Here is a 25,035-nt window from a genome sequence, read left to right on the forward strand (position 1 = left end):
GCACCGGGGGGCTTGCCACAAGACCCGGGGCGTGCCGCAGAATCGTCGACCGAGGCACGAACCTGAAGAAAACGGGGATGCGAAATGCGTGTGTTGTTGTCGACGTATGGGTCGCGTGGGGACGTCGAACCGCTGGTGGGACTCGCGGTGCAATTGCGGGCGCTCGGCGCGGAGGTGCGGGTGTGCGCTCCGCCGGACGAGGACTTCGCGGAGCGGCTGGCCGGTGTCGGCGTGCCGCTGATGCCGGTCGGCCAGTCGGCGCGCGCGCTGACGACCGCGGCGCCGCCGCCGTCGCCGGCGAACCTGCCCCAGCGCGCGGCCGAGTTGATCGCCGGCCAGTTCGACGTGGTCACCGCGGCGGCCGAGGGGTGTGACGTGCTGGTGGCGACCGGCGCGATGCCGGCCGCGGCCGGCGCGCGGTCGGTGGCCGAGAAACTGGGCATCCGCTCCGTGTCCGTGACCTTCCAGCAGCTCACCCTGCCGTCGCCGCACCACCCGCCGCTGGCGTATCCGGGCCGGCCGTTCCCGCCGGACGTGACCGACAACCGGGTGCTGTGGGACCTGGACGCCCAGAGCATCAACGCGCTGTTCGGTGCGGCGCTCAACACGAACCGGGCGTCGATCGGCCTGCCCCCGGTGGACAACGTCCGCGACTACGTCATCGGCGACCGGCCGTGGCTGGCGACGGACCCGACCCTGGACCCGTGGCAGGAGCCGGCGGACCTCGACGTCGTGCAGACCGGCGCGTGGATCCTGCCCGACGTTCGCCCACTCCCGGCCGAGCTGACGGCGTTCCTGGACGCCGGCACACCACCGGTGTACGTGGGCTTCGGCAGCATGCCCATGAGCGCCTCGACGGACGCCGCCCGGGTGGCCATCGAGGCGGTCCGCGCGCAGGGCCGCCGCGCGCTCGTCGGGCGCGGCTGGGCCGACCTGGCCCTGATCGACGACCGGGACGACTGCTTCACCGTCGGCGAGGTCAACCAGCAGGCGCTGTTCGGCCGGGTGGCCGCCGTCGTGCACCACGGCGGCGCGGGCACGACGACGACGGCCGCCCGGGCCGGCGCTCCTCAGGTGGTGGTACCCCAGGTGGCGGACCAGCCGTACTGGGCCGGACGGGTGGCCGGCCTGGGCATCGGCGCGGCACACGACGGTCCGGCTCCGACCTTCGAGTCCCTGTCAGCCGCGCTCAGGACCTCCCTGGCCCCCGAGACCCGCGCGCGAGCGGCCGCCGTGGCCGGCACGGTCCGCACCGACGGGGCGACGGTGGCCGCGAAGCTGCTGCTCGACGCGGTCAGCCGGGAGAGGCCGCCCGGGTCCGCGTGAACCACGCGGGATCGTCGAGCCGGGAAAGCACCTCCTCCACCTCAGATCGGAACTGATGCCGTGAAACCCCTGACCACCAGCGCGTTTGACCTTCCCGGCCACCTCACCCCCAAGGCCGACCCGACGCTGATCGCCGGTGACGAGCAGCACTTCGCGGCCATCGCGGAGAGCCTCGAGCAGTCGATCGCCGACCTGTCCGACCGCCTCGACGCCGAGCGCAAGGCACCCGGCGGAAGAGGCCGGCAGGTGATGGACCGGGACATGGAGATCCACCGGCTGACCGCTCGCCTGCGCGCGCTGCGTCGCTTCGGTCTGGACCTGTGCCTCGGGCACATCGTCAGCGCGGACAACCCCGAGCCCGTGTACGTCGGACGGCTTGGCCTCACGGACAGCGCGGGTCGCCGGCTGCTGCTCGACTGGCGCTCCCCCGCGGCCGAGCCGTTCTTCGGAGCGACCCACGCCAACCCGATGGGTCTGGCAAGCCGCCGCAGGTATCGCTGGACCCGCGGCCGGATCAGCGACTACTGGGACGAGGTGTTCACCTCGGACGGGTTCGAAGGGCACGCCGCGCTCGACGACCAGTCCGCCTTCATCGCCAGCCTGGGCAGCAACCGGTCGCCCCGGATGCGGGACGTGCTCGGCACCATCCAGGCCGACCAGGACGCCATCATCCGCGCGGGATCCCGCGGCGCTCTCGTCGTCGACGGCGGTCCGGGGACGGGGAAGACCGTCGTCGCGCTGCACCGCTCCGCCTACCTCCTCTACTCCGACCCCCGCCTCGGTCACCGCCGGGGCGGCGTGCTGTTCGTCGGTCCGCACCAGCCCTACCTGGCCTACGTCGCCGACGTCCTGCCCAGCCTCGGCGAGGAGGGCGTGCAGACCTGCACCCTGCGCGACCTCGTCCCCGAGGGAGCCGGGGCGGCGATCGAGACCGATCCGGACGTGGCTCGCCTGAAGTCGTCGGCGGACCTGGTGAAGGCGATCGAGCCCGCCGTCAGGTTCTACGAGAACCCGCCCACCAAGGGGATGACGGTCACGACCCACTGGTCCGACGTCTGGCTGGGCGCCGACGATTGGGCCGAGGCGTTCGGAGCACCGGATCCCGGCACTCCGCACAACGACGCGCGCGACCGGATCTGGGAGGAACTGCTCACGATCCTGATGGACAAGCACGACGACGACGTCCCGGCTCACCTGCTCCGCAAGTCGCTGCTGCAGAACAGCGAGTTGCTCACGGTCTTCAACCGCGCGTGGCCGCTGCTCGAAGCGACCGACCTCGTCGGCGACCTGTGGTCGGTACCCGCCTACCTGCGCAAGTGCGCCCCCGGGCTCAGCGTCGACGACGTACGGCGACTGCAGCGCGCGGACGCCCAGGCCTGGACGGTGTCCGACCTGCCGCTCCTGGACGCGGCACGGCAGCGGCTCGGCGACCCGGAGGCGTCACGACGTAAGCGCCGGCAGGAAGCCGCTCTCGCCGCCCAGCGCGAGCGCATGGCCCAGGTCGTCGACGCCCTGATCGAGGCCGATGACGACGGCGAAGGCCTCGTGACACAGCTGCGCCGAGAGGACCTCCAGCGAAATCTGGTCGACGAGTCCGAGCTGCCCACCCTCGACCCGGACCTGCTGGCCGGCCCGTTCGCGCACATCGTCGTCGACGAGGCTCAGGAACTGACCGACGCGGAGTGGCAGATGTTGCTGCTCCGGTGCCCGTCCCGGAGCTTCACCATCGTCGGGGACCGCGCCCAGGCCAGGCGCGGGTTCACGGAGTCATGGCAGGAACGGCTCGAGCGGATCGGGCTCGACCGGATCAACCTGGCGTCCCTGAGCATCAACTACCGGACGCCGGAAGAGGTCATGGCGGAAGCCGAGCCGGTCATCCGGGCCGTGCTCCCGGACGCCAACGTGCCGACCTCCATCCGCAGCAGCGACGTCCCCGTCGTATACGGATCCGCTGCGGATCTGGGCTCGGTCCTCGACACCTGGCTCGCCGCGCATGCCGACGGGATCGCCTGCGTCATCGGCGATCCCACGTTCCGGTCGACGTCCCGTGTCCGGTCGCTGACCCCGGAGCTGTCGAAGGGGCTCGAGTTCGACCTGGTCGTCCTCATCGATCCGGAGGCGTTCGGCGAGGGCGTCGAAGGAGCGGTCGACCGCTATGTCGCGATGACCCGGGCGACCCAGCGACTCGTCATCCTCACGAGCTCCTGACGCCGGCCGAGTCCTCGCCGACCCGGTGCGGGACAACCTCACCACCATCCCCCGCACCGGACATCGGCGCGACCGTCACCGACGCCGCGCCAGGGGTTGCGTAAACGATTACAGAGCGCCAAGATCACCATGTTTGCGCCTCTGCCTTCGGAAGGAATACGGGTGCCCCGAACCCCCCACAACGGATCGGGAATCCGAGGCCTGCTCCTGGCCCCGCTCTCGGCCCTGCTCACGTTCGTCATGTTCCTCGCGCTCACCCCGCCGGCGAGCGCCAACACCTTCGGATGGTCGTACCTGCATCCGTCGGGATGCTGCACGCAGGCGGACAACAGGAACCACTACTACAACTACTCGTCGCTGACCTCGTACATGAAGGTCGCCGGCAACTACGCCATGATCCGCCTGGACTCCCAGACCGACATGGCCACGCACTACGACTCCTCCCCCGACTCCAAGACCGACGTGGAGATGTTCGACCAGTACTACGACGACTACTGGGGTCTGGACTGGAACGGGTCGAGCACCGGCAAGAACATCTACGCCCACGCCAAATGCGTGCGGGTCATCAGCCCGGGGCTCATCAACGGCTGGTGGAAGTGCGACCAGTACGAGATCCGCTTCGATCTGGCCGACATGAGCGGCTTCTCGGAGAACGAGCGCAAGCACACGGCCTGCCATGAGGTCGGGCACAGCGTCGGGCTCGGCCACTCCTCCGAGAGCACCTCCTGCCTGAAGCCGGGCCGCCACACCGTGCGCAGTTACAGCTCGCACGACGTCGCGCACATCAACGGCCGATTCTGAGGGCGGGACACATGTCGAAGATGCTCCGATCCCGCACCGCGGGGGTGGGCCTCACCCTCGCCGTCGCGCTCGGCCTGGCGACCGCCGCCGGAGTGGCCGCCTCCTGGCCGGGCGAGGCCACTCCTTCTTTCTGGTCCATGATGCGCGCCGGCGTGGGTGAGTCGGCCGGCACGTACCTGTACGACTCACTGGACGACCTGACGCCCGGCGCGCCCGCCTCCGGCGCCTTCACCTCCGCCGCGGCGCTGCTGGAGGGCACCGTCGTCGGCATCGAGCCGGGGATCGCTTTCGGCTCCGACGACAGCGCGAGCACCGCGCCCGTCGTCGGCTACGACACGCCCGACGCGGCGATCCGCTACGCCAGTCTCGTCGTCAAGGTGGACCGCGTCCTGTCCGGAAAACTCGGCCTGGGCCAGCAGAACGGCCAGATCCGGCTGCAGGTCGAGCAGCCGAAGCAGAGCACCCTGGCCGACCTGCGGGCCTCCATCGGCAGCGCGGGGCACGGCCTGTTCTACGTGCACAACGCTCTGGAGCGGCACCAGGCCGCGGGACGGGCGGTGCCCCAAGCGCTGGCCGGCTACCTGGCCTCGGTGCATCTGCCGATCGGCGAGGGCGTCTTCGTCGAGCAGGCACCGGGCCAGCCGGTCATCGCGCCGCTCATGGACAGCCCGGAACGGGTGGACCAGATACTCAACGGCGCCCCGGCGCCCGTGGAGGAGCCGCCGGACCTGCCCTCCCCCAGGCCCCCCAAGCCCTCGGACTTCCCGCACGACGACAACCCCGACGGGACGCCGACGGCCGCTCCCGTCCCGGACCCCACGGACGACCCCGACGCCTCGGCGGTGGACGTCCCCGACCCGGTCACGACGGACACCCCCGGCCCCGGGGCAGGCGAGCCCACGGTCGGCACCCCCACCCTGGACCAGCTGAGGAGCCGCGCGGTGCGCGCGGCGTGCACGGCCGGCACCAGCACCACGCCGGCCACCTGCTGACCGGACCCCCACGGGACGCGGGCCCGCCGGGGTCACAGCGGTAACGACGTAGGAAACAACGTCGATGCGGGTCAGCGGCCTTCTTCCATGTTGCGCTCGAAGGCTCTGACCCGCGTATCCGTTGAAAAGTTCGTCGACACCCCCGGTACCCCTGAAGAGACAGGGCCGGTGCCGGGGCGCCAGGCGAGGCCGACGAACTCGGTCCGGCCGAGGAAGAACGCCGCCTTCACGTTGTCGGGGCCCACCAGGTCCCGGATCTCGATCGGGCGGGATTCCGTTGCCCTGAGGGCTGGATGCCGCCCGCCGTCAGCCGGACCGGGGTGATCCGGGGGGTGTCCCGGTCAGGAGGCGCAGTTCGTCGCGGACGGTCGCGCGAATGCCCCGCGGCGTGAATCTCTGCGGGTACGTCGCCGTTTGCAGCGTCAGGCCGTCAACGAACAGGTGGAGCCGCATGGCCTGCCGTTCCAGATCGGCGTCCGCGAACTCCTGGTCCATGCGCTCCGGAAGCGGCATGTCGTGGCAGGAGGCGATTGCGAGGCGGCAGATGTACCGTTCGCCCGCCCAGCTCGTGCTGCGCAACTCCGCCAGCGACTCATCGACATGTGAGCGCACCAGGCACGCCAGCCATACGTCCACCTCGACGCGGCGGTTCTCATCCAGCGGGAGGAGCTCTTCGAGCAGGAGCTGAGCGCGCTCCGCACCCGGCAGGTCCGTATGCAGATGCCCGGCGATGCGCTTGGCGACACTCCTCCCGACCGCCTGCGCCGCGAAGCTGAGCAGGCCGCGCTGGGTGTCGAAATAGTGGCGCAGCCCGCCGACCGAGACTCCCGCCGCCTCGGCGACCTTGCGGACCGTGGCGCCCTCGACCCCTTCCCGGCTGATGACCTCCCATACGGCGCGGACGAACTCGTCCCGCCGTTGCCCGTGGTCGACGATCTTCGGCACCCTCCCATTACAGCACACCCGTACGGTTTCTTATAAAGTACAAGCGTGCGAAATAAGACATTGCCTCAACCGACGGACCGCCGAATGCCGGCACTGGGCATGCTGGTCGCCGGACTGGTCCTGATCGCCGGATCGGCGGTGTGGCTGGCCCTGAACGGCGCCACCGGCATCCGGTACTCGGCCGACCACGCCGACACCGTGCCCATGTGGCACCGCTGGATCCCCGCCGTCGCCGGCCTGATCCTCGTACGGCTGGTGCCGCCCAGGGCGGTTCCCCCGGTGAGCGGGCCGGCGGGGCGGGGGCTCCGTATCCAGGCGATCGTCCTCCTGGCCTCGGCCGTGCTCTTCGCCGTGACGCTCCGGCTGACGGGCGGCGGTGAACCCATGCACACGATCTTGAAGGCCGTCCTGCTGCTGGCCGTGCCGATACTGCTGTTCCGGCTGGCGCGCCGTACCGCCCCGGACCAGGCGCTTGTACACCAGCGGCCCACAGCATGGCACCGCTACGGGCCGGTGGCGCCGGTGGCCGCCTGGCTCGCTCTCACCTACGCCGGACCGTTGGCCGTGCCGCCCAGCGATTACGCGGCCGGCGTCGACCTCGTCTCACTGCTGATCACCTTCGTCGTGGTGTTCGCCGTCAACAGCCTGCTCGAAGAGGTCTTCTACCGGCGCTGGCTCCAGACCCGATGGGAGCACATCCTCGGCCGATGGCCCGCCATCGTGCTGGCTTCCCTGCTCTGGGCGGCCTGGCACGTCGGCATCCAGGGCAGCGGCCATCTCACCGCGGATCTGGCCGCGGTCTTCGTCAACCAGGGGGTACAGGGGCTGTTCCTCGGTTACCTGTGGAGCCGGTACCGGGTGATGTGGCCTGTCCTCGTTGTCCATGGCGCGATGAACGCCGCCCCCATTCTGCTGGGAATGCCGTAACGCCTGGCGCCGGAGCGCGGACGCCGCGGCACCCGGGTCCACGATGCCTGCGTTCAGGGGAAGAGGATGATCTTTCCGCGGGTCTGGCCCGCCTCGCTCCTGCGGTGGACCAGCGCGAGGTCGGACAGCGGGTGGGATTCGGCGACGTCGACGACGAGCGCGCCGGCGTCGAGGAGTTCGACGATCTCACCCAGTTGCTTGGCGTCGTTGCGGGCGACCATGTGCAGGGCGGTGACATCGGCGTCGGCGGGCGGCTCGACGGGGGTGGCGACGGAGGCGATGACGCCGCCCGGCCGCAGGAGGGAGACCAGGCTCACCGCGGCCTCGGGAGAGATCGGAGCGAGGTTGACGACGGCATCGACCGGACCGTCCAGCGCGTCTGCGAGAGCGGTGGTCGTGTAGTCGATGATCTGGTCGGCACCGTACTCGCGGACCGCCGCGGCGCTGCGGCCGCCGGCCGTAGCGATGACTGTCGCACCGGCGTGCCTGGCGAGCTGGACGGCGAACACTCCCACGCCGCCACCGGCGCCGTTGATGAGCACGCGCCGGCCCGCGGTGATGCGGGCGTGCTCGAACAGCACCTGCCAGGCGGTGAGCGCGGCGACGGGGATCGCGGCCGCGTCGGCCAGGGGAACGGTGGCGGGCGCCTTGGCCAGCACGCCGGCCGGGGCGGCGACGTACTCGGCCGCGGCGCCGCCCGCGTCGAGACGGCCGATGACCCGGTCGCCCACGGCCAGCCCCTCCACATCGTCGCCGACCTCGGCGATCGTGCCGGAGACGTCCCATCCGAGGATGTAGGGCAGGTCCACCGGCAGCACGGCTCGCAGCATCCCCGACCGCAGCGCCGTTTCCGAAGGATTGAACGAGGTGGCGGCGACCCGGATCAGGACCTCGCCCGGTCCGGGCGCGGGCCGCGGCACTTCTTCGTATCGGATGACGGAGGCATCGCCGTACTCATGGATGCGGGCGGCCTTCATGGTGTCGCGGAACTCGCCCGCGTGGTCGTTCACCCAGGTGCGGAACGTGCGGGCCGGGACTCCGGTGACCTCTCCCACCGTGGCCGTGGCCGCTCTTGGTACGGTCACCATCTCGGCCTGGGCCTGGAGGATGCCGTCCACGGCCGCGGGCGGCCAGCCCTGGGTGAGCATCCGCTGCCGCGCGGTCTGCGGCGAGGTCTCCTCCCAGCGCACCGGGCGGCCGATCACCTCCCCGATGATGCCCACCTGTTCGGCCTGGGTCAGTGTCTCGGGCCCGGTCAGCTCGTAGATCGCGCCGTTGTGCCCGTCGCCGACGAGTGCGCGCACCGCGACCGCGGCCAGATCCCGCTCGTGCAGCGGGGGCATGGCGGCCGCGCCGTACGGTCCGCGCACGGCTGCCTCGGCGCGGATCTGCCCGGCCCACCGCAGGGCGTTGGCCGCGAAGGCGTGCGGTCGCAGGAACGTCCATTCCAGCCCGGACCGCTCGATCAGCTGCTCGACCTGCCGTTCGTAGCCGCGTACGGCCGCCGAGGACAGGTAGACGATGCGGCGGGCATGCGTGGCGATCACATCCAGAACCGCGGGCATCCCCTCGGCCGTAGCGAACGGCCAGAGGAGAAACACGGCCTCGACCCCGTTCAGGGACGCGTGCAGGGTGTCCGGATCGGCCAGGTCGCCCCGCACGACCTCGACGCCGTCCGGAAGGCCGGCCGCCTCGGGATCGCGGGCCGGCGCACGGACCCCGGCCCCCGCCTCCAGCAGCTGTGCCACGACCTGCCGGCCGACCGTGCCGGTCGCCCCGGTCACCAGAATCCTGCGTTGCTCCGGCATGAAGTCTCCCCATGGTTGATCGCTTCGTGTGCGCTCAACCGTATGGAGCTGAAGAGAGACAGACAATGTGTGAAAATCTCGTATTTATACGAGTTCATCTTCGTAGAGCCGCCGAGATAGACTATCTCCGTGGACGTACTCAGCGACGTGATCGCCGCGATACGCGCCGGAGAACCCCGCTCGGCGCGCGTTCAGTGGCACGCCCCCTGGGGGCAGCGGTTCCCCACCGTGCGCGGCTCCGCCGGCTTTCAAGTGGTCCTGCAGGGATCGTGCCGGCTGATCCCCCCGGACGGCGGCACCCCCATCGCGCTGAACGTCGGCGACGTGGTGTTCCTGCCCCACGGAAGCGGCTACGCGCTGGCCGACAGCCCCGCCACCCCGCTGACCGAACCCGCCTGCGACCCACTGAACGACCCTCGGTTCGAAGACCGCTACGCCTCCGCGACCGTGGGGAAGACCGGACAGGACGGCTCGCAGGCGGTCACCGTGACCCTCTGCGGTGGATACCAGCTCGACCCCAGCCGAGCCCATCCGCTCCTGGGCGACCTGCCCGAGATCGTCCACCTGCCCGCCCGCCTCGGGCACCGCCCCGAACTGCGCGCCGCCGTCGACCTCCTCGGCGGCGAGCTCGACAACCCCCGCCTCGGCGTGGACACCATCGTGCCCGCCCTGCTCGACATGCTGCTGCTCTACATCCTGCGCGCCTGGTTCGACGAACAGTCCGAACGCGGCACGACCGCCGGCTGGGCCGCGGCACTGGGCGACCCGGCGATCAGCGCCGCACTGCACGCCCTCCACCGTGACCCCGCACTCCCCTGGACGGTCGAGACACTCGGCACCCAGGCGGGACTGTCCAGGGCGGCTTTCTCCCGGCGCTTCACCACTCTGATCGGCCAGCCGCCCCTCACCTATCTGACCTGGTGGCGCATGACCACCGCAGCCCGGCTTCTCCGCGAGTCCGACGCCCCGCTCGGCGAGGTGGCCACCCGGATCGGCTACACCTCGGAGTTCGCCTTCGCCACCGCCTTCAAGCGGGAGTACGGCATCGCACCCGGCAAGTACCGCCGACAGAGCCGAGCGGAAACCCGGAGCGGTGAACTCGACGCGATGGCACCACGACCAGTGGTCACTCCGTAAGCGATGAACACCGAACGATGATCATCACACGGTGACGCCCGCCCTCCCCCACGGGGACGCTTCCGGCATGCGCGGGATCACCGGTGTCCCGGGCGCCGGAATCCGTCGACGGCCTCGACGAGCCGGCGCAGCTCTTCGTCGGTGTTGTAGTAGTGCACCGAGGCGCGGACCAGGTCGGGCAGGCCACGCGCACCCAGGTCGTACCGGGCGTACTCCCGCAGCGAGACCGAGGTGTTGATGTCCGACTCGGCGAGCCTGTGGTGGACGTCGGCCGAGGGCATCCCGGCGACGGTGAAGGTGACGATGCCGCACTGCCGTACGCCCTGGTCGTGGACCCGCACGCCGGGCACCTGCCGCAGGTCCTCCCGGAGCCGCCGCGCCAGGTCGCGCACCCGCTCCTCGATGTCGCCCAGCCCCAGGGACAGGGCGTAGTCCACGGCGGCGCCCAGGCCGAGCGCGGCGGCGACGTCGCGCTCCCACGTCTCGAACATCCGCGCGGTCCTGTCGATCTCGTAGCTGTCCGGGCCGGTCCAGGCGGCGGAGTGCAGATCCAGTACGGCGGGCCGGATCCGCTCGCGCAGCCGGGGCCGCACGTACAGGAAGCCCGTGCCACGGGGGCCCCGTAGGTATTTGCGGCCCGGGGCGCTGAGGGCGTCGCAGCGCAGCCGCTCGACGTCCAGGTCGAGCTGGCCGGCCGACTGGCAGGCGTCCAGCAGGAACGGCACGCCGGCCGCCTCGGCCAGCCGCCCCACCTCCTCGGCGGGGTTGACGAGGCCGCCCTGGGTGGGGACGTGGGTGATCGCGATGAGGCGTACCCGCCCGTCCATGCGGCGCCGCAGATCCTCCACGTCCATCTGCCCGCTTTCGTCGTCGTCGACCACCTCGACGCGCGCCCCGGTGCGCTCGGCCACCTGGAGGAAGGCGATGACGTTGCTGGCGTATTCGGCGCGGCAGGTCAGGATGCGGTCGCCGGGGCCGAACGGCAGGGCGTAGAACACCGCCTGCCATGCCCGGGTCGCGTTGTCGGTCAGCGCGATGTCCTCGGCGTCCGCGTTGAGCAGGGCGGCGATGGAGGATCGGACCGCGGCGAGCCGGGGCGCCGCCTCGGCGGCCGCTCGGTAGCCCCCGCGCAGCGCCTCGGCGCGCAGGTGGGCGACCACCGTGTCGGTCACGATCGCGGGAGGCAGTGCGGTGCCCGCGTTGTCCAGGTGGGTCACGCGTGTGCAGCCCGGCGTGTCGGCCCGCACCCGTTCGACATCTTGCATGCAAAACATATAAACTGAATACAGTATTTGGATATTGCATGCAAGCGAGGGAGTGAATGGACAACGTCACGGCTCCGCTGCGGCGCGACATCGCGGAGCAGGTCACCGCGCGCATCCTGGACGGTCGCCTGCCTGCCGAGGGGCGCGTCAACGAGGTCCGCCTCGCGGCCGAGCTGGGGGTCAGCCGTACGCCGCTGAGGGAGGCGCTCGTGGAGCTCACCGACCGCGGCCTGCTGGTCGCCGAGCCGCGGCGTGGCTTCCGCGTGCCGCCCTTGGACCTCGACGAGGCCCGCAAGCTGTATCCGCTGGTGGGCGAGTTGGAGGCCCTCGCCCTGCGGTGGACCGCGCCGCAGGACCTGCTCGGGCTCACCAACCGGCTGGAGGAGCAGATCGACGAGATGCAGGCCGCCCTGGAGCAGGGTGAGGAGCTGGCCGCGCTCGACGACCGCTGGCACGCCCTGTTGCTCTCGGCCTGTGCCAACGCCCACCTCATGCGGCTCATCGTCCAGACGAAGCCCCTGCTCAAGCGCTACGACGTGCTCTATTTCGGCGGCCCCGACCGGGCCCGGCGCAGCATCGACGAGCACCGCCGCATCCTCGCCGCGATCCGCGAGGGAGACCTCACCGAGGGAGCGCGATGGCTCGTTCAGAACTGGGTCAACGGAGCCGCCTACCTCGGCCAGGACCCTCGCCGGTCCTCCCGGTAGGTCGCGGCTCGGGAAGGAGGACCATGACCGAAAAGACTCCGGCCCATCGCGCCGGCACCGACCTGAACGGACACGTCGCCATCGTCACCGGCGGCTCCTCCGGTCTGGGCCACGCCATCGCGCTCGCCCTCGCGGAGGCCGGCTCGACGGTCGCGCTCGTCAGCCGGCGGCGGGAGGCCGGCGAGCGGGCCGCAGCCCGGATCGCATCCCTCACGGGCCGGGCGGCCTCGGCGCTGGCCTGCGACGTCAGCGACGAAGACGGCGTCCACCGGGCGGTGGGCGAGGTGGCCGAGCGATTCGGCCGCCTGGACATCCTGGTGACCAGCGCGGGGATCCAGGCCAGAGGCGACATCGGCGAGCTCGGCGCGGCCCAGCTCCGGCGCTGCCTCGAGGTCAACGTCGTCGGGACCTTCCTGGCCTGCCAGGCGGCCGTCCCGTTCATGCGAGCCGCGGGATACGGGCGCATCGTCACCCTGGCCAGCGCGCTCGGCCTCGTGGGCGCCGCAGGCCGGGCCGGCTACGCCGCCAGCAAGGGCGCGGTCGTCCAGCTGACCCGGAGCCTGGCGGCCGAACTGGCCGGCACCGGCATCTGCGTCAACGCACTCGCGCCCGGCCCGTTCCGCACCCCGCTCAACGAGGGCGCCGACGACGACCCCCGCGTACGCGACTTCCTCGACCACCAGGTGCCGGTGGGCCGGTGGGCCCAGCCCAGCGAGCTGACCGCCGCCGCGCTGCTGCTGGCCGGTCCCGCCGCGTCCTACATCACCGGCGCGATCCTCCCCGTCGACGGCGGCTGGACCGCCCACTGACGCCGACCGGTGCGGCGACCCGTCCTCCACCACGTCCGGCCGGGCCGCGAGGGGGTCCCGGTGGGTTGATGCCGTGACGAGATTCGGTGAGTCCGCGACCTGCCGCGATGGCTTACCCCTGGGCGAGCTGCGCAGGGTCTGTCGCAGGCGGCCCTCTGTGGCAGACCCTCGCACACGGTCCGTCGAGCCTCTCATCGTCACTCGCGATCACTTGCCGTCGCACAAGGCTCAGCACGCCGGCCGTACTCAGCGATCCTCAGTTCGGCCGGGGATGACTCTGCGGCGCCCGGTGGAACTCCACGCTGACGAAGCGACCGCCGGTGAAGCCGAGGCGCACGCCATCGCAGTGCGCGAACGGCGTTCCCCACGTGTTGTGCGAAGCATCCGGCGAACACGCCACCAACGCCAGCTCGATCGCCCCTCCGTGCCCGATCAACAGCGCTGACCCGTCCTCCGTGACACCTTCTACCGTGTCTGACCAGATCGCACGGTGGGTCTCGGCCACCGCCGCCACGGTACGGCTCTTCCGGATGATGTCCGCGATCTGCTGGTACGGCTCGGTCCAGTCCCACTGAGCATGCCGAGGGATCTCACCGGGCACGTAACCCGACGGCATCTCCACGGTGTCGTCGACGGCGAACCCCATCGCGACGGCGGTCTCGACCGCCCGTGGGGACGAGCTGGTGACGACGCGCTCGTAGGGGCCGACTCCGGAACCGATGAAACGGGCCAGGGCGATGCCGTCAGCCGACAGATGAGATCCCCGGCCGCGCATCGCGCCCTTCTTGGTCAAGCTGTGTCGGCGCACGTCCAGCCAGCGCATGAGATGTCCTCCTTGACAAGGCGGTGTGGTGGGCGAGTGCGACGAACACCTGCGGCCACCGCGATCATCGACTGTCGTGCCGACAAACGAAGATCATGGGGCGGCCGCAGGCGATAGCGCAATGGCCTCGCGCCGGCAGTTGATGTTCGATGAGCTCACGAGCCGGATCGCCGGCCGGTTCTCCCGCGTGGAACCGCGGCGGCGGGCGCGGGCCATGTTGCCTGGACCGCTCGCGGGGCTGCCGCGCAAGAACTGCTGGACGCTCGCCGAACATGCCGGAGACCACACTCCGGACGGGATGCGGCACCTGCTGTCACGGGCGGTCCGGGATGCCGACGCCGTACGGGACGATCTGTGCGACTACGTCGTGGAGCACCTTGGGCAGGCCGGGGTGGTACTGGTCAGGCCACCGCGTCGGCGAAGAGGACTTCGGCCCGTCCCCGGTCGTCCACGCCCGGCCACTCACCCACGCGGCGGGACGGATCCCCGGGAACGATGCCCATGCGTGTCTTGGCACGCCCCCGAACCAGGATGAAATGAGGTCAATGAACGGACCGCTGCTTCTTTTCGGACGCCAGGTGCTGCCCGTTCGCGAGATGCTGCTGCAACTCGATGTGCCGGAACTGGTAGTACGGTCCCTCGGTGCGCAGCAGGCCCAGGCGGTGAGCGTCGTCGAAGAAGGCCATCGCGCGCAGGGGCAGTCTCCCCTTGGTGGCCAGGCGGGGGACCGTCAGCTTGTAGGCGAGCCACGCGTGGTGCCGGCCCACCATGATCCCGAGCAGCAGGCCCAGCAACAACCCGGTGATGATCGCCACGCTGGAGTTGGTGTTGGTGTACAGCCAGATGCCCCCGGCCACGGACCCGACGACGAGCCCGCCGACTATCCGGATGACGGTCAGGGTCCGGTCGGCCTGCCAGGTCGAGCGCGGGGATCGCGCCGTTGCGGTGATGGTGGGCCGCTCGGCCCAGCCGATCAGGCCGAGCACGCCGGACCAGACGGCAGACACCAGGGCGATCTCCTTCGCTGCCTTCAACCCGGCCTCCATGCCCACCGTCAACCCGGCATCCATGGCCAGAAGGAAACCCGTGAGCCCGCCGACGAGAGCTCCCAGGGCTCCGACGATCAGCACGTCCCTGAGGACGGGGAGGAGCTCGGTGAGCCTGCCGCGGAAGTGGAAGTCGACGTGGCCCGGTGGCTCGGTGAACCAGGGCCCGAGCAAGACCATGATCACGATCGCGGACGGCAGGCCGGCCGATACGCCTGCCGCGGGTTGCCCTGTCATCACGGTGAAGGCGATCCCGATCCCGATCCCGATCGCGGTGGCGACCCCCATGCGGACCGGGAGGCTGGACATGTAGCCGGCCAGATACCACCACGCCACGTCATGCGCCTGGCTGAGTGAGAGCTGCCGGGACAGGTATGTGAGCCAGCGGTCGACCTGCTCCGGTTTCCACGCGTGTTGTGGCCGGAAGGGCTGGGCCGGGCCGTCGGCGGGGGGACGCGCGTTCACCAGAGCGGGGATGAGCTGGTCGCACAGATGGTCGTGCAGCTCGACTGCGCTCCCGCGCCCGAGTTCCAGCAGCGGTGCCGGATCCACTCGCGGCGCGATGTAGGTGGCGCGGACCAGCCAGAGCCCCATCGACGTCGAGGCGACCTGGGACAGGGCGGGCAGGGCGCCCGTGCGCAGCGCCTCCAGGACGCGGGGCCACACGGGGCGGGGCACAGGGGGAAGGCACGCCTGCAGGTAGTCGGCCGCCGCAGCGGCAGACATGGGCTGTGACTCGATGACCGCCGACGCTGTGAGGACGTCGCCCATCTGTTCGACGGACTCGGCGAACTGCTCCGTGCGGCAGGTGAGGATGAGCTGGTCGGTCTCACACATGGTGCGGTTCAACGCGGCCAGTATGTCCGCGCGAGCGCCAGCGGGCAGTTCGTCCAGCCCGTCGATGACGGGCAGCACCTCGCCGCGGCGCACGAGCGTCTCCGGGGTGCCGGGGCCGAGGTTCTCCGCGCGCAGGGCGGGATAGTCGAGCGCCAGGCTCTCGGCCAGCCAGTCCTGCAGCCGCGGATGCACACGGTCGTCCCAGCGCGCGGCCGACAACATCACCGGTACGGGCTCCTCCGGTTGCCGCGTACGCAGCAGCTCGAGCACGAGCTGCACGGCCAGGGTCGTCTTCCCGGTGCCCGGATCGCCCAGGATGACCAGCCGCCGGCAGCGCAGGGCGCGAAAGTTGCGCACCATGCCGGCGATGTGCACCTGAAGGCCGGGGAAGGCCACGGTGCCCTTGGCGATGATCTCGGGGTGGTCGGTGAGTTCGCGATGCTCGGTCGAGCGCCAGGGCAGCGGCATGGGCTCGGGATCGCACAGCGAGCGCAGGGCCGTCTCATCGCGCCACTGCTGGGTTACCAGGCCGGCGAGTATGTCCTTCGCCGTGTCGATGTCGGCGGACGTCGGCGCGGGCGCGGGCGCGCGGCGCTTGCGCCACCAGGACCGGAAATCCGACAGGTTCTTACCCAGAGTTATCACGCCGAGGGTCGTCGACAGGGCCGACGCGCCTCCGATTGCGATCGCTCCTTCGATCGCTATCTTCATGGCGGCGTACAATTTAGCGTTCAGGAGCATGATTGCGGCACCGGCGACCAGGAGAATAAGGCCTAGCGCCACCGATGCCCCGGCGCTGCGATTCTGCCGGTATCGTGCGAACATATATCTATTGTCTGCACATTCGCCACCAAGATGGGAATATTGATTCCATATGAAAGGTCGATAAATCGGAAAAGCTGGCTGCCGCGGCCTGCCCCCTACCTCCCGGGAGCACGAGGTTGCCGTCGGTGACGAGCATGAACCGCTCCAGACCCGGCACGACCACGTGCACGACGGTGACCCCGGCCGGAAGGGCGCGCACCGTACGGTGGAAGACGGGATAGCCCCGGGCGGCCAGCATCGCGGCGACTTTCCGCAGTTGGCCGCCGGGAGGCCCGGCCACCTCGGTGGTCCGGAAGGGGATCATCCGAGCCTGGCGCAGCGGGCCGGCGAGGTCGAACCGGCCGCACGCGTACAGTGCGGGGTGCGCGGCCAGCCCGGCCAGATCACCACGCGCGGGCGCTCCCGAATGCGACAGGTTCTCACCGAGAGTGATCTGGACGAGCTCGGTGAGGGCGCGCCAGGCGGCATAGGCCGGGCTCAGCGAGGTCCCGGCGCCGCGCCGGTGCGGATGGCGGACAGTGGGGGCCGTGTACGCCAGCATGGTCGGCACCCCGACATCACTGGTGATGTCCAGCAGGTGCACCGGCGATCCGGTCAGCTCCCCTGCGGTCGCATATGCCCGCGCGAGGCCCGCTGGAAGCGTTCCCGGGTCGATCAGCCTGGGCTGGAAACCGCCCCGGCCCAGGAAGGCCCGCGCGAGAAGCAGGGACAGGGCGTCCCGCTCGATCACCTCGTTGAGTGCGTGGAGCAGCGCCTCGGCGGCGGCCACTCCGGCGGCCGAGCCGCTGTTGCAGCTGTAGCGCATCAGGTGGACGTAGTCGCAGTCGTCCCCGACCAGCTCACGCAACCGTGCGGCCCCGGTCTCGACGTACCAGGGGGTGGACAGGAACAGCGGCACCAGCGTCCCTCCTCCCCCGCCGAGCCGGCGATAGGGCAGGCACGCCATCCGCCGGCCGGGCATCCGGGCCAGCAACAGCGCGGAGGCGTCCGCCCGCAGGGGTCCTGCGGCGATCCGGGCAGGCGCGGCCGGTTCCACGACGGCGGGGTCGAACCCCGCCGGGCCGGTGAGGTAGTGCTCGATGGCCTCGAACAGCGCGCCCACCCGGGCCTCCTCCGGGCGCCCCTTCCCCATCCCGCACGCGAGCGGCGAATCCGCGTCGTCGAGCAGCCCGCACCACCAGGCGGTCGGATCGCGGTCGCGGCCGGCGTCGACGAGCTCCGCGCGCAGGCCGAGGACGGACAGCGCCACCGCCGCCCGCCTTCTGGCCTCGCCCAACGCAACCGCCCGCTCCAGGTGCGGCTTTTTACTCGCCATCCTCGGCGGCGAGCAGTTCCCGTAGCCGGTCGAGTTCGGCTCGGGTCAGGTGTTGGGTCTTTCTGTCCAGCGTCTCGGGCGGCGGGGTAATGTAATCCACAATATTACCCATGACAATTCCCTCCTCGCTTTTCATGCCAATGATAGCTCCACCTCGACAAACTTCGGGAAAAGCCGAATGGCTGCTATTGAGCGAATGTTTTGCATGTTCAGGGGCTTCGCCCGGTGGTCAGAGCGGATACCGCGGCGACTCACCACGCACCGTGATCCAGCGGGTCCCGGTGAACGCCTCGATGTTGGCCGCGGTGCCACCGATCCGAGCGGAGGGCCTTGTTGGCGGCTGCCGTACGCGATCCAGCCTGTTCCGTCGTGCTGTGGCGAGCTTCTCAAGGCCTGGCTCCGAACAGCCGGGCACCGATCACTTGGGCGACCTCGGGGTGGCCGAGATACTCCTCGATGTCGTGGGTTCGGCCGGCGGGGTTGGTGACGGGGGTTTCGGCCAGCTCTCCCTGCCAGTGGTCGCCCAGAGGGCACCCGATGGTGACCGGATCGATCGGGCACCAGGCGTTGAACCAATGGGCCACCCGTTCGGGGCGTTTGGGGCCGCCGGTGAGCAGGTGGCGGTACACGCCGTCCATGCCCAATGGGCTGCCGGCGGTGACGAGAAGCTCGACGTCGACTCCGAGATCAAGCCGGGTGAGCAGGTCCATGGCGACGACCGTGCCCAGGCTATGGCTGACCAGCACCAATGTGCCGGTCGCGGGCATCGTTTGGAGCACGCAGTCCAAGACCGTCTCGCGAACTTGTGGGTCACCGAGGTAGGCGGCGACGTCTGTGAAGAAGGTGGCGATGGTCAGCCGGTCCAGGCTGGTGGTGGCGGCCAGCCAGCTCAGTCCCCGGTGCACGGCGTCGGCCGTCCGGTCCAGCCCTTCCAGGGAGGTCGGGGCTTCGGCGGGCATGCCTGCTTGGGTGGCGGCCTCGGTGATCAGCTGCTCGTACAGCCGCCGGGCGGCGTCGGAGTCCGGCGCGATGACCGCTGCCGGATCGACGAGCCGCTCCAGCGAGCGGAAGATCGCCTCACGGGGTTGCAGGGCCTGAACAAGCCTGTCGCCGTAGAAGGGCCACCAGACATCGGCTGGTTCGATCGTAGCCAGCCCTGCGCGGGTGAGCCCGCCGTTCAATCCGGCGGTCCAGTATCGGCGCAGCCGCTCAGGGTCACGTCCCTGCTGAGCGCGGCCGTGCAGGAAGACCAGGTGCCGGGCACCACCGAACGCGGCCGCGCCGGCGGTCAGGCCGCGACGGACGTCAGCCGCCGGGGTAGTCGAAGGTCGTGTCGCGGCCAGGTCCGTGACGACCTCGACGGCTGGTTCGGCGAGCGGGCGTGCGGCGAAGGGCGCACCGGATCCCGCGACGGCCGGTTGCGGGGCGCCACCGTCCTGAAGCCCGGACTCCGGACCCATCTCGGTCAGGAACGCCCGGCGGCTGTCATCGAGCGGCAGCGTGGCCAGATGCTTGAGGATGACGCTGATGCGCACGCCCTCGTTGGAGATCCATTCAATGGCGTCGTCACCGTCGCCGGGCTGCCAAACCCGGTCGTCCCGTCGCAGGATACGGCCTTGGCTGTCGGTTTTAGGCACGCCGCTGTGATGGAGCGCCGTCACTTCCCACTGGTCGTTGTAGACCGGGGAGCCGGAACTGCCGGGCTCGGTGTCGGTCCGATAGTGGATGAAGTCATCCCAACGGTTCTCCAGCCGATTCTCGCGGATGGAGATCTCCTTCAACCGGCCACGGGGGTGGCCGATGATGTTGACTGATTCTCCGATGACCAGTTTGCCCAGTTGGACACTGAGCCTGTTCCAGCCGAACGTCTCACCCGCGAGCCGGCCTGCGGCATCGGCGCCGACCAAGACCAAGGCGAAGTCCAGGTCCTGGTCGGCGACGAAGAAGGTATCCGGATCCAGGCGGAAACGTTTGGCCGGCTCCGGGGTGTTGTCGATGGTGACCTGAGCGTCGAACTCCACGAAGGCCCGGTGCGCCGCCTCGACGTCGGGGAATACATGGTGGTTGGTCAGCAGCAACCTCGGCGACACCAGGAAGCCGGTGCCGACGGGTAGTTCACGGCCGTTTTCGCTGACCGAGATCCGCGCGACGGTCCGAGCGGCACGGGCACCACGGGGCAGGAAGCTCCATGCCTGCAGATCCTTGGAAATCCCCAGAATACGCTCGCGCATCTCGGGGAGGTCCAAGGACTCGGCCCGGGTGGTCTCCAGCACCGCCTCGACCGGCACTCCGTTCCGCTGGATAAGGCGAGTGATGCGGGCCGCGAGCGCCTCCGGCGAGTCGGGGAAGACCGCGCCCTGATCCCGCCGTCGCTCAACCTCCTCCCGGGCTCCGTCACTTTGGCGATACCGGTCGGCAGCGGCCTGCGCATGGCCTAAACCCAATTCCTGGACTTTTTCCTGTATATTCACACTCAACCACTCCTCAAATATTGAACAAGCGCAATCACTGTCGAAAGCACGTATTTCACTACAATTAGTACACTTTGAGGAGCGATGTCCATAGATATGACGGAAGGATTAATCCACGACTATGCCATCCATTTACATATAAAGATATTAGAGCTTTTTGATGTTTTCATGCACGATGGCGAAAGGATGGAAATTCGGGTTGATTTCCCGTTGAGGGGGACATCGCTGCGGGTCCGCGACCGGAGACACGCGCGGAGGCAGACCGGTGAGCGTCCCGCAGCTGCTGGATGTGACCGGCACCGCGGCCGACCACCTCCGCGCGGCGCAGCCCGGTGCCGGACAGCAGGTAGACGATCGAGGTGGCGCTCCATCCACGCGGGGAGGCTGTCGTCGGCCGGAGCGGAGCCGGTCAGCTGCGCAGGAACTCCAGCAGGTCGGCGTTGAACTTCTCCTTGTCGCCCGGTACCAGCGCGATGCCGTGCGAGCCGGCCTGGTACCTCTTGTAGACGCAGTTCGGGATGATCTTGGAGGACTTGTCGGCGGACGCCGCGATCGGCACCACCTGGTCGTCGTCGCCGTGCACGATCAGAGTGGGGATGTCGAACTTCTTCAGGTCCTCGGTGAAGTCGGTGGCCGAAAAGGCGTCCACGCAGGCCACGCCGGCCTGGATGTTCTCGGCCATGGCCATCAGCCAGAAGGCGTCCTTGTTGCCCTGGGTCACCTTGTTGCCCGGCCGGTTGGCGCCGAAGAAGCCCTCGGCGGTGTCCTTCCAGAACTGCGAGCGCTCGGCGAGGATGCCGGCCTTGAGCTTGTCGAACACCTCCTGCGGGGTGCCCTCGGGATTGTCGGCGGTCTTGAGCATGAGCGGCGGCACCGCCGACAGCAGCACCGCCTTGGCCAGGCGGGAGGTGCCGTGCCGGCCGATGTAGCGGGCCAGTTCGCCGCCGCCCATCGAGTGCGCCACCAGCGTGACGTCCCGCAGGTCGAGGGCGTTGATGAGATCGTTGAGATCGTCGGCGAAGGTGTCGAAGTCGTAGCCGTCCCACGGCTGGCCGGAGCGGCCATGACCGCGCCGGTCGTGCGCGATCGCGCGGAAGCCGTTGTCGGCCACCGCCTTCATCTGGTCGTGCCAGGCGTCGGCGTTCAGCGGCCAGCCGTGGATGAACAGGACCGGCGGGCCGCTGCCCCACTCGTAGAAGAAGATCTGCGTGTCGTCACGGGTAGAGATGTAAGGCACCGTGAACCTTCCCCGAAGTCGATGGTCGTGTCGATGGAACCCATGGGCGCGGGCCACCCCGCCGTGGCAGGCCCTGTTGAGGCAGGACGGCGCACGGGATGGCTGACATATCACCCACTGCAGGCGATACCGCAGTTCATCGCCCGGTTAAGGCCAAGGCCGGGCCTGGGGCTCTTTGCCGGCCCGCCCGATCAGCAGCGCCCAGGCACGGGTAGGCCAGAACCGACCCGCCGAGGGTCGGCAACGAGGTCCTGGGGACCTCCGCCGTCAAGAGCGACGGCTACCACGGCACCGAGACCATCGGCTGCATGGCCGGCACGGTCTCACCCTCGAAGTTGATCGCGGTGATGATGCCCCGGAACCCGCGCGGCTCTCCGCACTTGAAGCGGAGAACCGCAGGTGGAGGCGGGGCGGCCACGCATCGTGGCCGCCCCGCCGACCGAGCGCTAGGCGTACTGACCGTGGACGTCGGTGACAGCGCCACGGCCGCCGAAGGGGCGGCGCGTCAGGGTCCGGTACACCATCTCCGTGAGCGTCACGATGTCGAAGACCGGCACGCCGATCCGCGCCTGAATCGCGTGCGCGAAGGGCACCAGATCGGTGCATTCGATGACAAGCGCCCCCATGTCGGGGTTGTCGCGTGCCAGCTGCTCGGCCTGGCTCAGCACCTCGCTCTCCAGGCGGCCGGCGTCAAGCTCGGCGCGCCGCCCCTCCAGCATGACCTCGCGGAACTCCGGCTGCTCCTCCATGCCGGCGACGCAGACGGGGACGTGCTCGCCGCCGATCGCCTCCAGATGACGCCGGGTGAGGGAGCGTTTCTTGGCGACCAGCAGCCCGACCTTCTGGTCCGAGCGGAGCATGCGGTGGACCGCCGGCAGCTGGATCAGGCTCGACGAGTAGAGAGGGACGCCGACCGCGTCGGCCAGCTGCTTCTGGAAGATGACGAGGAAGCCGCAGGCTCCGGTGATCGCCGCCACCCCTTGCGCTTCGAGCTCCCGGGCGGCGCGGACGAACGGTTCGAGCAGGCGCGGGTCGGCCTGGCTCACCACGCGCTCCGCCGTCGCGCCCTCCACCACCTTGTAGGCGACCGGGAAATCGAAGGTGGTCCGGTTCCGGATGTGCCCCGGGATCTTGGTGAATGAGGTGTCGAGGCACAGGACGCCGATCACGACGTCGCGCCCTACCTCCGCTCCGCTTGCCATGGTCATTCTCTCCCGCCGGAAGTCCCTGTCATCTCACGACCGCGACCGCGCCCTTTTCACGACCGCGCCCTTTTCACGGCCGCGGCCCGTCTCACCGCCTCGGCCCGTCCCGTGACCGCGAGGCGCGCCTGCCGGGGCCGTGCCTCATCGCCGGAGCCGGAGCCGGCGTGCCGCCCGCCCGCCGTAACGGCCGACGCGGAACGGCGCGGGATCCATGTCGGGTTGTTCGCCGGCGATGATCTGGGCGATCAGCCTGCCGCCGGCCGGTGCGAGGCCCATGCCGATGTGGCCGTGGCCGCACGCGACGGAAAGGTTGCGGTAATGCTCGGCACGGCCCACGAAGGGAAGACTGTCCGGCGTGCACGGGCGGAAGCCGCTCCAGGTCTCGAGGGTCTCGGTGATCTCCAGCTCCGGGAGATAGGACCGGACGGTCCGCAGGATGCCCTCCACGCGCCGGCGGGAGATCGTGTCGTCCATGCCCGACAACTCCAGGGTCCCGCCGAAGCGGAGACGCTCGCCGAGCGGCATGAGCGCGACCTTCCCCTCACTCAGCAGGGCCGGCCGCCGCGGCGCGTTGCGCGGCGCCTTGACCGTGACGGAGTAGCCCTTGGCCGGCTGGAGCGTGAGCCCGACATCCAGCTTGCGGGCGCACTCCGCCGACCACGTGCCGGCGGCGATGACCGTCTCATGGGGCCTGAGATCCCCGCGTGTCGTCCGCACCCGCTCGACCGTGCGGCCCGCGACCTCGAAGCCGACGACCTCGGTCCGCTCGCGGATCTCGACCCCCATGCCCCGGAGCATCCGGGCGAACTCGACGACGAAGCCGGGAACCTGGAGGTAGGCGCCCTCCTCGTTGTACAGGGCACCGCAGACGTCGAACTCGGCGTCCGGTTCGAGCGCGCGCAGCTCCCCCGGGCCGAGGACGCGCAGCGGCACGCCGTTCTCGACCGCCTGGGGCACGGACCGGCAGCCCTTCTCGAACCCCTCCGGCGTCCGGAACGCCAGCACCATGCCCTGCGCCGTGAAGGCGGAGGCGAGGCCGTCCGACGCGCAGAGCTCGCGCAGGATCTCCAGGCTCCGCTTCTTCATGTCGACCAGCACGCGGAAGGCGGCCTTCGCGTCCTCGTCGTTGCAGGCGCGGCGGAAGTGCCAGAGCCAGCGCAGCAGCTCGCCGTCCCAGCGCGGCCTGATGGAGAAGGGGCTCTCCGGGTTCAGCAGCCAGCGCAGCCCCTGCGCCGGCACACCGGGCTCGGCGAGGGGAGCCGCGCCATGCGTGCCGACGAAGCCGGTGTTCCCGTAGGAGCAGGACTGGGGACCGCCGACCGGCCCGCGCTCCACCACGGTGACGCTGCTGCCGCCGAGGCGCAGGTGGTAGGCGCAGAACAGGCCGACGATGCCGCCGCCGATGACGAGGACGTCAGGATCGTGCCGCAGGGGTTCCGCAGATGGAGGGGGCATCGCCGACATGTGCTCTCCGCTACAGGCTCACGATGAAGAAGTTGGTCGGAAGGTTGATGACGACCCGTTCGTAGATCTCGGCCATGAGCGCGATGCCGGGCTCGGCGAAGGTCCCCGGGGGCGGCTCGGCGAAGCGGATCACCGAGCGTCCGGCGTCGAACAGCAGGGCGCCGTGCCCGAAGTCGCCGACGATGGCGGTCCCCGGATCGACCAGGCGCGTCCGCACGATGAACACGCCGTTCTGCTCCAGGTCGTCCATCAGGCGGCCGTTCCCCATGAACGTGTAGTAGTCGACGGGGTTGATGATGAGGCCGTCGGCCGTGCCCCCCATCTGCTCCGCCTCGTTGCACGCCGCGAGGATCGCCGAGCCGAACGGTCCCTTCGACGTCATGCGTGCGATCCCCGGCATGTTCAGCAGCCCGCCCCTGCCGCGGATGATCGTGTCGTTCTCGGCCGTGCCGAGGCGGACGATCAGCCGGTAGTTGATGAAGGACTCGAAGGTCTCGGTGTCCTCCCACAGCTCCGGCGGGACCTGGACCCACGCGGTGGTGGGGTGGAGCTCCGGAACCGGCGACTTGTGGAACCGGCTCGCCGCCTCGCGCCTCAGCCCGGCGTCGTTGACCTCCGGATCGCCCGGCCGCGGCGGGCTCTCGTGCCAGTAGTACTGCCGCGGGTCCCTGGAGAGGTCGACGACCTTGAGCATGTTGCGCGCCGGATAGCGCGGTTTCCGCCGTGAGCTCGTCAACGAGTCGGTGATCGTCACGTCGTATTCGACGGAGGCCTCGAGTCCCTTGGCGGCACAGGCCTCCACGAACATCCGGCCCGGCGACATCTCCGTCTTCCGCTGGGCGACGACTTCGGCCATCGTCTGCTTCGTACCATCTGTCCGCTGCATG

General features: G+C 70.0%; 21 protein-coding genes. 8 read left to right on the forward strand and 13 right to left on the reverse strand.

What is annotated here, in order from left to right; all coding sequences use genetic code 11:
* The first annotated feature begins 84 nt into the window (after positions 1-84).
* From SROS_RS24985 to SROS_RS25000, 4 genes are all read left to right on the forward strand, one after another.
* Positions 85-1,326, forward strand: coding sequence for a glycosyltransferase (locus SROS_RS24985; RefSeq protein ID WP_012891692.1), 1,242 nt, complete (start codon positions 85-87; stop codon positions 1,324-1,326).
* A gap of 60 nt (positions 1,327-1,386) precedes the next feature.
* On the forward strand, positions 1,387-3,534 hold the full coding sequence (gene helR / locus SROS_RS24990) for an RNA polymerase recycling motor ATPase HelR (RefSeq protein ID WP_012891693.1): 2,148 nt from the start codon (positions 1,387-1,389) through the stop codon (positions 3,532-3,534).
* Between the two features lie 162 nt (positions 3,535-3,696).
* Entirely contained in the window at positions 3,697-4,335 is a 639-nt protein-coding gene (locus tag SROS_RS46185; RefSeq protein ID WP_012891694.1) for a matrixin family metalloprotease, read from the forward strand.
* Positions 4,336-4,346: 11 nt separating this feature from the next.
* Positions 4,347-5,327, forward strand: coding sequence for a hypothetical protein (locus SROS_RS25000; protein ID WP_012891695.1), 981 nt, complete (start codon positions 4,347-4,349; stop codon positions 5,325-5,327).
* 71 nt (positions 5,328-5,398) lie between these two features.
* Here SROS_RS25000 and SROS_RS51175 read toward each other — a convergent pair whose 3' ends face one another.
* Both SROS_RS51175 and SROS_RS25005 read right to left on the reverse strand, forming a co-directional pair.
* A complete protein-coding gene (locus SROS_RS51175) occupies positions 5,399-5,572 on the reverse strand; it encodes a hypothetical protein (RefSeq protein WP_169369374.1) in 174 nt (57 codons plus the stop codon).
* Positions 5,573-5,633: 61 nt separating this feature from the next.
* Positions 5,634-6,272, reverse strand: a complete 639-nt coding sequence (locus tag SROS_RS25005; RefSeq protein WP_012891696.1) for a TetR/AcrR family transcriptional regulator — start codon at positions 6,270-6,272, stop codon at positions 5,634-5,636.
* An 84-nt stretch (positions 6,273-6,356) separates the two neighbouring features.
* Here SROS_RS25005 and SROS_RS25010 point away from each other — a divergent pair, with 84 nt between their 5' ends.
* Positions 6,357-7,199: a CPBP family intramembrane glutamic endopeptidase gene (locus tag SROS_RS25010; RefSeq protein ID WP_012891697.1), complete on the forward strand. Its 843-nt coding sequence runs from the start codon at positions 6,357-6,359 to the stop codon at positions 7,197-7,199.
* A 53-nt stretch (positions 7,200-7,252) separates the two neighbouring features.
* Here the strand turns inward: SROS_RS25010 and SROS_RS53195 are convergent, their stop codons facing one another.
* Positions 7,253-9,007, reverse strand: coding sequence for a zinc-binding dehydrogenase (locus SROS_RS53195; RefSeq protein WP_012891698.1), 1,755 nt, complete (start codon positions 9,005-9,007; stop codon positions 7,253-7,255).
* A 129-nt stretch (positions 9,008-9,136) separates the two neighbouring features.
* On the opposite strand from SROS_RS53195, the gene SROS_RS25025 reads away from it, so the two are divergent.
* A complete protein-coding gene (locus SROS_RS25025) occupies positions 9,137-10,144 on the forward strand; it encodes an AraC family transcriptional regulator (protein WP_012891699.1) in 1,008 nt (335 codons plus the stop codon).
* Positions 10,145-10,221: 77 nt separating this feature from the next.
* Here the strand turns inward: SROS_RS25025 and SROS_RS25030 are convergent, their stop codons facing one another.
* Positions 10,222-11,409, reverse strand: a complete 1,188-nt coding sequence (locus tag SROS_RS25030) for an aminotransferase class V-fold PLP-dependent enzyme (RefSeq protein WP_012891700.1) — start codon at positions 11,407-11,409, stop codon at positions 10,222-10,224.
* A 56-nt stretch (positions 11,410-11,465) separates the two neighbouring features.
* Between SROS_RS25030 and SROS_RS25035 the strand changes: the two genes are divergently transcribed.
* On the forward strand, positions 11,466-12,116 hold the full coding sequence (locus SROS_RS25035; protein ID WP_012891701.1) for a GntR family transcriptional regulator: 651 nt from the start codon (positions 11,466-11,468) through the stop codon (positions 12,114-12,116).
* A 23-nt stretch (positions 12,117-12,139) separates the two neighbouring features.
* Positions 12,140-12,925 (forward strand): SDR family NAD(P)-dependent oxidoreductase, encoded by a 786-nt coding sequence (locus SROS_RS25040; RefSeq protein WP_012891702.1) that lies wholly within the window; start codon positions 12,140-12,142, stop codon positions 12,923-12,925.
* Between the two features lie 256 nt (positions 12,926-13,181).
* On the opposite strand, the gene SROS_RS25045 is transcribed toward SROS_RS25040, so the two are convergent.
* From SROS_RS25045 to SROS_RS25080, 9 genes are all read right to left on the reverse strand, one after another.
* On the reverse strand, positions 13,182-13,748 hold the full coding sequence (locus tag SROS_RS25045; protein WP_012891703.1) for a histidine phosphatase family protein: 567 nt from the start codon (positions 13,746-13,748) through the stop codon (positions 13,182-13,184).
* Positions 13,749-14,290: 542 nt separating this feature from the next.
* On the reverse strand, positions 14,291-16,342 hold the full coding sequence (locus tag SROS_RS25050; RefSeq protein WP_169369376.1) for an NACHT domain-containing protein: 2,052 nt from the start codon (positions 16,340-16,342) through the stop codon (positions 14,291-14,293).
* A 118-nt stretch (positions 16,343-16,460) separates the two neighbouring features.
* Positions 16,461-17,705, reverse strand: coding sequence for a YcaO-like family protein (locus SROS_RS25055; RefSeq protein WP_169369378.1), 1,245 nt, complete (start codon positions 17,703-17,705; stop codon positions 16,461-16,463).
* Positions 17,706-17,760: 55 nt separating this feature from the next.
* The gene (locus SROS_RS51180) at positions 17,761-17,907 is read right to left on the reverse strand and encodes a hypothetical protein (protein ID WP_012891706.1); all 147 of its coding nucleotides are present in this window, start codon (positions 17,905-17,907) and stop codon (positions 17,761-17,763) included.
* 250 nt (positions 17,908-18,157) lie between these two features.
* On the reverse strand, positions 18,158-20,242 hold the full coding sequence (locus SROS_RS25060; RefSeq protein WP_012891707.1) for a trypsin-like serine peptidase: 2,085 nt from the start codon (positions 20,240-20,242) through the stop codon (positions 18,158-18,160).
* A gap of 409 nt (positions 20,243-20,651) precedes the next feature.
* Entirely contained in the window at positions 20,652-21,479 is an 828-nt protein-coding gene (locus tag SROS_RS25065) for an alpha/beta fold hydrolase (protein ID WP_012891708.1), read from the reverse strand.
* Positions 21,480-21,925: 446 nt separating this feature from the next.
* Positions 21,926-22,681 (reverse strand): aspartate/glutamate racemase family protein, encoded by a 756-nt coding sequence (locus tag SROS_RS25070; protein ID WP_012891709.1) that lies wholly within the window; start codon positions 22,679-22,681, stop codon positions 21,926-21,928.
* 144 nt (positions 22,682-22,825) lie between these two features.
* Positions 22,826-24,148: an NAD(P)/FAD-dependent oxidoreductase gene (locus tag SROS_RS25075; RefSeq protein ID WP_012891710.1), complete on the reverse strand. Its 1,323-nt coding sequence runs from the start codon at positions 24,146-24,148 to the stop codon at positions 22,826-22,828.
* A 10-nt stretch (positions 24,149-24,158) separates the two neighbouring features.
* Positions 24,159-25,034: a family 3 encapsulin nanocompartment shell protein gene (locus SROS_RS25080; RefSeq protein ID WP_012891711.1), complete on the reverse strand. Its 876-nt coding sequence runs from the start codon at positions 25,032-25,034 to the stop codon at positions 24,159-24,161.
* Position 25,035: the final 1 nt, after the last annotated feature.

Origin of the sequence: Streptosporangium roseum DSM 43021, assembly GCF_000024865.1 — a bacterium.
GTDB classification, from domain to species: Bacteria; Actinomycetota; Actinomycetes; order Streptosporangiales; family Streptosporangiaceae; genus Streptosporangium; species Streptosporangium roseum.